Annotated in this window: 12 protein-coding genes; 3 read left to right on the forward strand and 9 right to left on the reverse strand. The window is 41.2% G+C overall.

Translation table 11 applies throughout. From position 1 onward, the window contains the following. Positions 1–72: 72 nt before the first annotated feature. Entirely contained in the window at positions 73–1,641 is a 1,569-nt protein-coding gene (locus NA23_RS01685) for a bifunctional aspartate carbamoyltransferase catalytic subunit/aspartate carbamoyltransferase regulatory subunit (protein WP_033191347.1), read from the reverse strand. 225 nt (positions 1,642–1,866) lie between these two features. On the opposite strand from NA23_RS01685, the gene aglB reads away from it, so the two are divergent. Together aglB and NA23_RS01695 are read left to right on the forward strand one after the other, a co-directional pair. Further along, a complete protein-coding gene (aglB, locus tag NA23_RS01690) occupies positions 1,867–3,327 on the forward strand; it encodes a cyclomaltodextrinase (protein WP_052107099.1) in 1,461 nt (486 codons plus the stop codon). A 142-nt stretch (positions 3,328–3,469) separates the two neighbouring features. Next, entirely contained in the window at positions 3,470–4,225 is a 756-nt protein-coding gene (locus NA23_RS01695; RefSeq protein ID WP_033191346.1) for a class I SAM-dependent methyltransferase, read from the forward strand. Between the two features lie 179 nt (positions 4,226–4,404). On the opposite strand, the gene tnpB is transcribed toward NA23_RS01695, so the two are convergent. From tnpB to NA23_RS01725, 7 genes are all read right to left on the reverse strand, one after another. Then, entirely contained in the window at positions 4,405–5,673 is a 1,269-nt protein-coding gene (gene tnpB, locus NA23_RS01700; protein ID WP_203225728.1) for an IS200/IS605 family element RNA-guided endonuclease TnpB, read from the reverse strand. Beyond that, on the reverse strand, positions 5,651–5,794 hold the full coding sequence (locus NA23_RS10680; RefSeq protein WP_084384008.1) for a transposase: 144 nt from the start codon (positions 5,792–5,794) through the stop codon (positions 5,651–5,653). The genes tnpB and NA23_RS10680 overlap by 23 nt, the downstream gene beginning before the upstream one ends. Before the next feature lie 169 nt (positions 5,795–5,963). Continuing rightward, positions 5,964–7,190, reverse strand: a complete 1,227-nt coding sequence (hydF, locus tag NA23_RS01705) for a [FeFe] hydrogenase H-cluster maturation GTPase HydF (protein ID WP_033191345.1) — start codon at positions 7,188–7,190, stop codon at positions 5,964–5,966. A 25-nt stretch (positions 7,191–7,215) separates the two neighbouring features. Further along, positions 7,216–8,154, reverse strand: a complete 939-nt coding sequence (locus NA23_RS01710; RefSeq protein WP_052107098.1) for an ABC transporter substrate-binding protein — start codon at positions 8,152–8,154, stop codon at positions 7,216–7,218. Continuing rightward, complete coding sequence (locus NA23_RS01715; protein ID WP_033191344.1) at positions 8,151–8,858, reverse strand: ABC transporter ATP-binding protein; 708 nt, start codon at positions 8,856–8,858, stop codon at positions 8,151–8,153. Before NA23_RS01715 ends, NA23_RS01710 begins: the two co-directional genes overlap by 4 nt. After that, positions 8,859–9,605 (reverse strand): ABC transporter permease, encoded by a 747-nt coding sequence (locus NA23_RS01720; RefSeq protein WP_052107260.1) that lies wholly within the window; start codon positions 9,603–9,605, stop codon positions 8,859–8,861. A gap of 121 nt (positions 9,606–9,726) precedes the next feature. Beyond that, positions 9,727–10,656, reverse strand: coding sequence for a DDE-type integrase/transposase/recombinase (locus NA23_RS01725; protein ID WP_033190929.1), 930 nt, complete (start codon positions 10,654–10,656; stop codon positions 9,727–9,729). A gap of 128 nt (positions 10,657–10,784) precedes the next feature. Here NA23_RS01725 and NA23_RS01730 point away from each other — a divergent pair, with 128 nt between their 5' ends. Beyond that, on the forward strand, positions 10,785–11,054 hold the full coding sequence (locus NA23_RS01730) for a CPF_0552 family protein (protein ID WP_033191343.1): 270 nt from the start codon (positions 10,785–10,787) through the stop codon (positions 11,052–11,054). A 59-nt stretch (positions 11,055–11,113) separates the two neighbouring features. Here the strand turns inward: NA23_RS01730 and hydE are convergent, their stop codons facing one another. Beyond that, entirely contained in the window at positions 11,114–12,154 is a 1,041-nt protein-coding gene (gene hydE / locus NA23_RS01735) for a [FeFe] hydrogenase H-cluster radical SAM maturase HydE (protein ID WP_033191342.1), read from the reverse strand.

The following is a 12,154-nucleotide window of genomic DNA, read 5'->3' on the forward strand; positions in this document are numbered from 1 at the left end:
AGGTTTGTAATTAGTCAAGATAGTGAATTTAAAAAGCCCCCGATTTGGGGGCTTTAAATTTTTTCGTCTTTTTCAAATTCTCCATATTTCGTGGTATTCGTGTGGTGTTTCGCAGTATTCACAAACGAACTTTCCATCGATTTGAACAAACGAAGCGGTTACATTTTCACCGTGTGCAGGATTGGTTATACAGTTTTCATTTTTGCAACCAATCTCTTCAAAACCGTATATGCGTGGTGGTAGGTGGATTCTGTATTTTTCAACAACTCTCGAATTCTTGATGATATTAACCGTAGTATTTGGAGAAATGGCGGAAAGTTTCTTGATCTCTTTGAATGACAGGTATCTGTCCGGCAGGCTGATGTATCCTTTGTAGCTACCGTCGGCAGATTTGAAGATACCATCTGCACTGTCAACATCGTAAAGCTTGAGTATTTTCCTTATCTTTACTATCGTGTTGTATATTTCTTCCTGCGATTTTCCTTTCGCAATGTGGTCAATAACCGTCCCATTTTCGATTGGTTTGATGCCACGTTTTCCTTCTTTCAGAACACCTTTCGTCCCATCAACAATCGGTGCTGGGATTATGAAGTTTTCTTCCTCTTGCTGTTCAGATTTTGCTGTATCAAACGGTGCTTCAAGCGCACCTCCAAGCATGGAAAGAAGCACTATTCGTACATAGTATCCGTTTATCGCTTGCTCTTCCCAACCGTTCAAAGGAAGTGTATCAAGGAATGTGGGAATTTCAGGGTTGAATTTCGGTCTTGGCAGAGGATGGTAGAATTTTGTGCCTTCTGGAATTTTGTCGAGCATATCTTGTCTGAACGTCACAGCTTTTCTTAAGAATTTCTCTTTTTCAAGGATGTCTTCACCCATCCTTTCTAATTGCAGGCGGGTGAAGTACCATATCTTTGCCGGATTTCCGTAGCTCAAGTACTCATCTAATGAGTAGAATTGCCTAACTTCAAAACCGTTTCGTTTCATTTTCTGCACGTACCCATCTGGCATTTGTAATTCAGGTGGGGCGATCAAGTCAACTTCGACGTTTTTGAAAACCTTTAAGCCATCAGCTTTGGAGTGGACAGTTCTTCCGTGGAGTAAATCACCAACGAGAGCTATTCTAATATGGGAATTATCAAATTTGTTGTGTTCGAGGAAGGTGTATTCATCGAGAAGTTCTTGGGTAGGATGTTCGTGTTTGCCATCTCCACCGTTGATGAACGCGGGTCTTAAAATACCGTGCCTATCGGCAAACTCTCCAACCTTTCTCTCAAGTAGTCTTACAACACCCTCAAGCCTTGTTCTCAGTACAAAAATGGAGTACTCGCTGTAGCCTGTCAGCATATTGAACGTATCGACGTAGCTTTCTTGCTTGTTAAAAGAGGAGTGTTCTGAATCAAATATGTTCACTTTAGCGCTTCTGTGGAATTTTGCAGCGTTTATGAAGGATTCTTTCGTTCGGGTAGAAGGTTCTACAAATACGATGTAAATCCCTGTGTTACGTTTAATTTCAAATTCCGAAACGTCTTCTTTGTTTTTGATCTTCTCTTTCAATCGCTTTGTTGACTGGTACAGAAAGAGCTGTTCTTCAACCGAAAAATCGTTAATCACTGCCAATGTGCGGCTCAAAAAGTTGCCCATACAACCATCACTCCCCCCACGTTTTTGAGTCTTACTTTTTTGTTTAGCCGGTCTAACCCGGCTTATTCTAACTTAAGTTTCTAGCATATTATACAACACAAACGTGAAATGTGAAGAACCTCTGTTGGGAATGTTGAAAATTCTGTAGATTTCGAAGAACTGGAATGGTATAATTTTGAGCGGCAGGTTTTTTAGAACCAAATTCTAACTGAGGAGGAAACAAAGATGTTTGACAGAATTAACCAAGGTTACCAAACTCAACAACTCTATCCAATACCATCCTGGGTCTACGAAGGTGTTATCTACCAAATCTTCCCCGACAGGTTTGCTATAGGTAAGGGAAAAACTGTTCATGATAAAGCAAAGCTTTACGCAAAACGTGGCGGGAGGATCGTGGATTGGGATGTCCCACCAAAGAGAAAGGATAAGGCAGAACACGTGAAGGATTTCTACGGCGGAGACCTTTGGGGAATTGCAGAGAAGCTCGATTATCTAAAAGACCTCGGTGTTAATGTGATTTACACAAATCCTATATTCCTCTCCCCATCAAATCACAAATACGATGCGATAGACTACATGAGAATTGATCCACAATTCGGAGGGGAACGGGCTTTTAGGTACTACGTTAATAAAGCCAAAGAGGAGGGGTTTAGACTCATACTGGACGGTGTATTTAATCATCTTAGTAGCGAGAATCCGTGGTTCAAAAAAGCACTGAAAGGTGATAGAAGGCATGTTAGCAAATTCGCGATTCACAAAGATGGTCACAGAGCGTGGTACGGACACAAGGCTCTCCCCGAATGGCACCTTGAGGAAGTTGAAGTGATGGAGTACATTCTAAGTGTTGTTGAGCACTATCTGAGAAAAGGTATCGATGGTTGGAGACTGGACGTCGGATACGATTTGGGATATGTGAACAATGCGTTGATTACAAAGACCGCAAAAGAGATTTCGATTGATAAATACGTTGTCACAGAAACGTGGAACTATCCATCGAACTGGTACATGGTCGATGGAATAATGAATTATCACTTCAGAAATTCCGTAATTGCTTACCTGAAAGGTGAGTTCAACAACTTGGCAAAGGCACTGCAAAGTGCGTACAACGACACTCCGAATATCTACGGTTGCTGGAACATGCTCGATAGCCACGACACAGAAAGGCTTGCTACTGTGATACCCGACAAACAACTGCGAAAACTGGCGATAGTCCTGCAATTCACTTATCCCGGAGTGCCCGTGATTTACTACGGCACAGAAATCGGGCTTGAAGGTGGAAACGATCCGGAATGTCGTGCAACGATGAAGTGGAACGAAAAAGAATGGGACACGGATTTAAGGGAGTTCTATAAAAAGCTCATCGCAATTCGAAAAGCGCAAACCGCACTTAAGATTGGTACGTTCGAAGTACTTAACGAGGAACCTCTGGTGTTTTACAGACGCACACCGCATGTTTTGGATGGAATAATAGTGGCGGTAAATAAAGGCAAAAGGGCAGAGCTTAATATCTCGCTTCCCGATGGTAGAGTACTTGCCGGCACATGCTTTGTTGATTTGATTACAAACGAAGAATTCTGGATAACAGGGGGAATAATGAAGATAGATATTCCAGAAAAAGGATTTAGGATACTTAAGATAGTAAACAGACCAAGGAATGGATACAATCAATACAAACGGATTTATTAATATTAACATGGGTTTTTGGCAGCCCATATACTAATTCTTAGGAACATTAAAGGTTTCTTGTTCTGAATTAAGCTACTGAGATTTTTGCCATAGCGAATGCATTTGGCAATTAATCATTCACTAGTCATCAGGAGCGCGTTGTATGAGAAAATTTAAAAATTCAAGTGAATACTACGATTACATAGCTAACATGTACGATGCGATGTACGAAGGCACTTATTGGAATATTGCTAAAAAGCAAATCGTGTTTGAAATAAACAAGTACTTGCCCACATTGTCAGATAAGCATGTTCTTGATGTGGGATGCGGAACAGGTTTTTGGAGTGCCTGGGCTAATAGAAAAGGTGCAAGTGTGGTATGTGTGGAACCTTCTAAGAATATGATTGAAAAAGCAAAGGTTAGATTGAAAAGTGTACTATCCAATGAAGTTGATGGAAGGATTGAATTTCTGAATTGCTTTGCTGAAGATATAGGAAGCTACTATCCACTCGATGGTCAGTTTGATGTTGTGTTTCTCCTCGGGGATGTGCTAAGTTACGTGCAGGATATTCATAGGACCATGAAAAACATCCAAAAGGCAGCCAAGAAAGGGGCATTTGTTTTTGGAACAGTTGATAACTATTATTCATACGTTAAAGATGTTATCGTGTATGGTTCTTGGGATGACTACGAGTATCTGGAAAAGCATCAACGACTCACGATAGGTTCCGAATTTGGGACTTTTGAAGCGCATCCGTTTAAACCTTCTGAACTCGATGAGTTATTTGAAGCATACAGCTTTGAAGTTGTTGAGCTCACGGCTCTTGCGAGTTTTCCGAGTCTGGAATTAAGCATAAAATATGGCAGACATCTGATAAATGAAGCAGAACATTTGTTTTTTGTCGCTCAAAAAAATTAAGGGCATCACCTTCGGATGCCCTTTGTGTTTTTGCTCTTCTTATCTATCACATTCCAACCATCTTTTTGAGTCGCTTATTTCTTATCAAATCATTTCTTTATATGCCTTCCTTTTGAGCGAGCAGTTCAGTTGCTTAGATACGTCATACAGGTTTGTTTGTGAATCGCTCATGACTGAAGTCACGAGCTTCCTGCTTCACTGACAAGACTTGCTACCAGTGGTATGCCACTAATAGTAGAGGTCTCGCCTCCACAGGCATCGCCTTCCGGCTCGGACCGTCCCAGCCCTACGGGTTTATCAACAAGCAACTTTAGCCCTTCTGCTAGAATATTCCTCGCCGCATTGAAATCTCTGTCGTGTACACTACCACAGCTTGGACACTCCCAAACTCTCACACTCAGCTCTTTCACTTCTTCGTTCTTGTATCCACAATCACTGCATTTTTGTGATGATGGAAAATTGGGCGATACCTGCATGAAAATCCTGCTTCGTCTCATGGCCTTGTATTTGAGCATTTGCAAAAATTTCGACCATGATGCATCATGTATACTCTTTGCGAGCCGTCCGTTCTTTACCAGATTCTTAACCCTCAGCTCCTCGCAGATGATAACTTGGTTTTCGTTAATCACCTGCAAGGATAATTTCTCCAGAAAATCATCTCTGATATTTGATATTTTCTGATGCAACTTAGCAAGTTTGATTCTTGCTTTCTCAAAGTTCTTGCTTTTTACTTTCTTTCTTGATAAATCTTTTTGCAGTTTCTTTAGTTTTTTCTCATATTTAGCAAGCACCTTCGGTGCTTCGACACGATTACCGTTGCTATCCACGTAGAAACTTTTAAGCCCAAGGTCGAGTGCAACTGCATAGTTGATTGGTTCTGGTGTTTGGTTTTTGTTATTAACTTTATCAACCTCAACAGCGATTGAAACGTAGTAGTGTCCACTGGGAAGTAACGTAACTGTTGCAGTCTTTATCTTACCGTTGAACGTTCTGTGTATTCGAGCTTTAATCCAACCAAGTTTTGGTAGTCTTATTTTCCCCCAACAGCGGTTCTTAGTCTTATCTTTTGCCATAACTCCGAAATCAATCTGGATGTTGTTGTTTGTAGAATACGTCGTGTATGAAAACCTGTGCGACTTCTTTTTCTTAAAACGTGGCTTGTTAGCTTGACCTTTGAAAAACCTTTGATAAGCTTTATCCAATCTTATCAATGCATCTTCCAGAGCAAATTTATCAACTTCCCTAAGCCAAGGATACTGCTCTTTGAGTACGCTATTTAGGTGTTTTCTACACTCAGCCTCAGTGGTTGCGAGTTTTTGTTCTTTATATCTTTCCTCTCTCCAAGCAAGAAAATAGTTCCACACAAATCTTGTGCAGCCGAATGTTTTGGAAAGTTGTAGTTTTTGTTGCTTGTTTGGATATATCCTATATCTGTACGTGACTATCAACTAGCTTGTGTTCTATTTCGCCGGTAAGGATTTTAAGTCTGTCCTTAACGCACCAGACGATATGGTATTGAATGGAATAAACGTAACCTCTGCCTCTATGAAGATGAGCCACTAGCAACACCCCTACGCGAGATTAACATGGTACGTATATTCCAACATCTGTTGTCATGTGCGTCAAGTCAGAACAATGATTATGATAGCACAACTGTCTGACATACTAACTGTTACTCATGTCTGAAGACACGAGAGTGTCTTTAGCTTCAACGTCCAGCGTCGTTTTTCGACAAGAGTTACTTATTAACAGCTTTAGACTCGACCTCAATCCCGAGTGGTGCGAGTGCTCTTTCAAGTACTCCGTGCATGTACGAGATTACGATACCGTAATTCGTCATCGGGATGCCAAGTCTTTTGAACATTCTAACCCTTCGCATCATCTGATTACGCGTATTTACACAACCGCCGCAGTGGATAACGAGTTTTGCGTCGGCTACTTCCTCGTATTCTGGTAAATCAACACCAGCCCACACTTTGAAATTCACGTTCGCACCTGTGTGGTTTATAAGCCATCTGGGGATTTTTACGCGTCCGATATCTTCACTTAACGGCCTGTGCGTACAACCTTCCATGATGAGAACTGTATCACCATCTTGCAGTTCTTCTATTTTGTACACGCTTTCAACGAAATACCTAATGTCTCCTCTGTAATTCGCTTCGAGTATCGAGAAGGTTGTCAGTGGTATGTCTTGTGGAACGTCCAATGCAACTTTCATTACCGCTTGGGAGTCGGTTATAACAAGCTTCGGTGGTTCGTTGAGTTTTTCCAATGCATGCTTGAGTTCTGTTTCTTTCGTAACGATAGCTACCGCGTTCCTGTCGAGAATTTCTCTAATAGCATGAACTTGCGGCATTATGAGTCTTCCTTTTGGTGCGGCAATGTCAATAGGAACAACCAGCACAACGGTATCACCAGCGTCGACGAATCTCGGTACAAATGGCAGTTCCTCATCTGATGGAATAAGTTCGTTGAGCGCTTTGCCGATTTCATCTAATCCTTCTCGTTTTAGCGAGCTAACTAAGAAAACTCTTGTGTGGTAGAGCGATTCGTACTCACGTGCAATATCGTAAGCTTTATCTCCTAGTAAATCAACCTTGTTGACAACAATGATGAATGGAATCTCAAGCTCGTTGAAAAGTTTAATGATCTTCTCTTCGTACTCGCCTGGGTAATCGTTTACCACCAATATGCCCGCATCGGATTTATAAAAAGCCTTTATCGCTTTTTGAATTCTCTTTTCTCCCAGTTCACCGACGTCATCAAGACCCGGGGTGTCTATCAACGTCACAGGTCCAAGAGGATGAAGTTCCATCGCTTTGTAGACGGGATCCGTGGTGGTGCCCGGGATATCACTAACTATGGAAATGTCCTGTCCTGTTAGTGCGTTCATGAAAGAAGACTTACCGACATTCCTTCTTCCTACTATAGAAATGAACTTCCTAAAGCCACTTGTTGGTAGCAATTACCACACCTCCGATTGAGTGAGCTTACTTTACTACGTAGAAGAATTTCTCATCGGGTACCTTTGGCATACCGTCAGGATACAGTTCGTTCAACTTCTTAAGGTAAGCAAGGACTTCGTCTTTGCACTGTGCAGCAGAGATGTAATTGTACTGGCTTCTGTCAAGCGAGGTTTTTAAGACATTTGCAGGTATTCCAAGCTGTCTGCTTGTGATTTCAACAGCTTTGTCTACATTTTTGTACGACCACGCAAGGCTTTCTTTGAAGGATTTTTCAAAGAGTTTCACCGTCTGTGGGTAATCTATCAACTTTCCAGTTACAAACAATCCTGTGATTGGTATACCGAATTTAAAACCAGTTGCTTTGTTCCATTCATCTTGTAAGTCCATAATTATCTTTCCCTTTGCAAGTGTCATCGTTACGAATGGCTCTGGGATAGCTGCAATCTTTATCTTTCCACTGTTAAAGAGAGAAACAATTTCTTGAGGCTGAGCGTAAGCGAATGTAACGTCTTTGTCTGGTTCAAGTCCATTTCTCACCAGCAAGAATCTGAGCACAACGTCTGCTGTTTGTCCTCTTCCGTGAGCAGTGTATATCTTCTCGCCTTTGAAACTCTGGAAACCTTTGAATTCGAAATCCGGAGCAGCGACAACGTAGAACAACCTCCAGCTGTAGACTCCGACAAGCCTTACGTCGATACCTTTTGTATAAAGGTTTGCACCGAACGTTACCGGCAAAGCCGCAAAGTTCACTTTCTTTGCAACGATGTAAGCTGTTGCTTCGTCCATCGTTTTCCAAAACTTCATTTCGAGTGCCATATCTGTCTTTACCTCTTTGCTAATTAAACCAGCTACTGGGAATATCGTCGGACCGAACGGGTTGATGAACGTTACTCCAAAGATCGCCACTGTAATCAAAACCGACACAAAAACAACAACTTTTCTCAAAAGCTTAATACCTCTCATCCACTCCACCTCCCTAAAATTTTTGAAAGAATTTCAGATTCCGCTTTATAAAATTCAGGATTTGATATGTTCTTAGGTATACCGGAAACGTCGATCTCCTCAACAATCTTGCTCGGTTTATCACTCAGCACGTAAATTTTGTCTGCAAGCAATAGTGCTTCTCTAACATCGTGTGTTACTACAATCATCGCAAAGTTCATATCTTTTTTTCTATCGATTATATCCGAGATTATCGAAATCTTTAAATGGATATCCAACGATGCGAATGGTTCGTCTAATAAGAGCAACTCAGGTTGTATCATCAAAGCTCGCGCAAGGTTTACACGTTGCCTCATCCCACCGCTTAATTTTGATGGCTTGTAGTTAGCAAAATCCCTTAATTTCAATATGTCTAAGATAGTGAAGATCCTTTCCTCGTCTTCTGAGACAAACTTGAGATTCTCAACAACAGTTCTCCATGGTATCAGCCTTGGTTCTTGGAAAACGTAGCCAATCCTTTGAGCTTTGTTATCAACAGTTCCTTCGTATTCATCGATCAAACCTGCGATGATGCGAATCAACGTCGTTTTTCCACATCCTGAAGGTCCAAGCAGTGCTATCGATTCGCCCTTTTTTAAATCAAAGGATATCATTTCAATAACTTTGAGTTTTCCATAGCTCTTGCTTACTGATGTTACTTTTAAGATTTCTTCAAATGCATCCAATTAAACCAGCTCCCAATTCTTTAGAACTTTCTTAACAAAATGGTTCAGGATGTTTTCTACTGCAAGACCCATGAGTATGATAACCGCTGTGTACGCATATACTTTTTCAACAGCGACCGACTGTCTCGCCCAGGCTATAAGTACACCAATCCCCTTATCACCACACATGTACTCAGCTACGACCACAACCTTCCACACGTTGCCGATAACAACTTGCAAAGCACTCAGAAGCTGAGGAACAATCGAGCCAAGGTATACATCTCTCACAACCTTTGAACTGGGAACTCTGTATACTTTCGCCATCTCTATCAATCTCTTATCCGTTGTTCGTATACCAACCGCCGTCGACAATACCGTGTGTGGAAGCAGAGATAATATACTGACAATCACTGGTCCAAGCCAGCCTATGCCCCAGATGAACATAACGAGTGCAAGCCAGGTAACTATCGGAATAGCTTGGATGACGAGTATCCCAGGTCTCAAAATGTCGTACACAGTGTCGTTCAGACCTATGAAAAATCCTATTAAGACACCAATGAATACCGTAACGGTAAGTACAACAGCTATCTTCGAGAGTGTAAAGAAAAGAGCGTTCAGAACTTCATTTTTTTGAAATTCTTCAATTATGGTCTTTAAGACCGTTAGTGGATCTGGGAGTATCAGTTGTGAGTTTATCGCAAATGAAAGTATCGTCCATGTGATAAATATAACTAATATTCCTGCTAAATACTTCCAGATATTTTCCAATCTTCTTCCCCTCTCCAATTTTTTATGAGTCCTTTTGCTTTTGTTCAGTTTCATACATCGTGATTTTTTTGACAAAGTCCACTTCTTTCTGTTATAATTATAGTACCACACAAAGATGCTGTTAACTTGTAGTGATGGAAGACAATAGAACACAGATAACACGCGCAATATCATTGTTGTTCAGTTTCAAGAGATTTCTCACTACACAAAAGCTGTTCACGTACATTGGAAGATTGTCAATATTCTTAAATCCACGCTTGGCTCGTACAAAGTCTTGGAATAACGAAAACTTCGATTCACATTGATTGTTCTGCCCAAGTCTCACAACTATATGGTTGATATTCTTGTATAGTATCTTCACTGCACCATACGCACCAAGTCCATCAGTGATTAGTTCGATTTCTCTTTCGTTGTTACCAAAGAACTTCTCTAACAATATCTTCACTTGACCCATATCGCGATATTTGGATACATGCCAAGCAACAATAAGATTCGAATCGTGCTCAACTAAGAACCAAACGTAGTACTTTTTGGATTTAAACAAAACGACAGTTTCATCACCATGGACTTTGAAAGCATCTACAGGAACGAGGATGGAAAAGAAACAAGACAACTTAAGGATCCACTTGTAGATAGCGACATGAGAGACTTTGATATTAAGTGAGTCTCTGATGGAACGCAAGGACACAGCTTTGAAATAAAGGACGAAGGCTTTAAGGACAATAAAGATAGGGAAACGGAAGAACTTGAAAGAGTCGAAAGGAAGAGGGACAAATTGAGGTAAGTTAGTTGGGATTTCGTCTCTGGTATGGCAAGAACGGCAACGGAACTTAACGAAGGCTTTTTTGATTTTGTGGATTTGCATAGTTTTTCCACAGACAGGGCATTTAGGATAAGGGAAAGAGAAGAGCTTGTGTTTTTTTGAATGAACAAGTCTGAAAGTGCGCTTACAGTCTTTGCAAAAGTATTGTTGGTTACCGTACTTATCATGACCGTTTTTGTAGATGTTGGTAGAGCCGCATTTGGGGCAAGAGACTACAGAATTTTGCATAGTGGAGTACCTCCTTTTTGTGAGAATTGATGGTGGGGGGTGTTCCACTAATAAGAAGATAATACGGTTTTTGGAAATTTTCAATACTTTTAGTTAACAGCATCCACACAAATGCGGGGGGTGTGAGTATGGCAAGAGATATCACTGTAAGAACTGTCATGGCTGTTCTTGTTGACAAGCGAGAACAGGCTGCCGTTGAAGTTCAGAAACTGTTAACAGAATACGGTTGCTACATTAAGACACGTCTTGGGCTTCATGAAGGCGCAGGTCAGTATTGTTCTCCAGTTGGTCTTATCATCCTTGAACTTGTCGATGATGAAACAAAGCACGAAGAACTCTGTCAAAAACTCAACGCTATCGATGGTGTCCAAGCAAAGTACATGAAACTCGAAATCTAAGCTTACTTTTCTCACACTTTTCACACTTCACGATGGCGGGATTCTCCCGCCATTTTATTTTACTTTTTAACTGGCTCGGCAAGGCTTTCCGTTTTCTTTCTGTATCCGTAACCCTCGCCTACTATTAAACCAACGCTTTTAATCATATGTTTTGTGCATTCAACACACGCTGTATCTCGTTCGAAAAGGCATATCTTACCCGGATAAAGAGAATAGTTTGGTCTGTAAGGATTGGGTGTAAGATTTGGCATGATAACATTCGCTCCGTACTTTAGTCCGTACTGTCTGCCAAGTGGGTTAATCGAACCGAGTGCAGTTGTAGCTGGTATATTTGCAGTCGGCACAACTATCCTTGCAAGTGCTATCATTCTCAAGGTTGTCTGCAAATCGCCACCGGTAGCATCTTTCAATGGCGTGTCGGGGTTTGGTATGAAAGGTCCTATACCTATCATGTCTGCATCGAGCTCTTTGAGAAAGACAAGATCTAAGGCAAGATCGTACGGTGTTTGACCGGGTAATCCAACCATGAAACCAGCCCCTGTTTCATAACCGAGCCTTTTCAGTTCGTACAGATGTGCTTTCCTGTTCTCAAGCGAATCCCCAGGATGCAATTTTGCGTACAGCTGCGGTGAAGCGGTTTCATGGCGCATCAAGTACCTGTCTGCACCAAGTTCTTTCCAGATTCTATATTCTTCAAATGTTCTTTCGCCCAAACTCAGGGTTATCGCAACGTCCAACTTTTTTATCTGCTGGATAATTTCGCACATCATTTCAGTTGTGTAGTACGGATCCTCACCTGATTGCAGCACTATAGTTTTTATTCCGAGCTGTGCTATCAGTTTCGCTCTTTCGATAATTTCTTCCGGGCTCATCCTGTACCTTGCAAGGTTCTTATTTTCCGCCCTTAAACCGCAGTACAAACAATGCTGTGTGCAGTAATTGGAAAACTCAATTATACCTCTCAGATGCACTTCCTCGCCAACGTACTTTCTTCTGATTTCATCAGCAGTCTTGAATATTTCTTCATCGTATCTATCAGTGCTAATTATGTGTGTTAGGTAATCTATGTCGACATTTTGAATCTTCTTTAGGTCTATCAT

It is taken from the genome of Fervidobacterium islandicum, assembly GCF_000767275.3.
GTDB classification, from domain to species: Bacteria; Thermotogota; Thermotogae; order Thermotogales; family Fervidobacteriaceae; genus Fervidobacterium; species Fervidobacterium islandicum.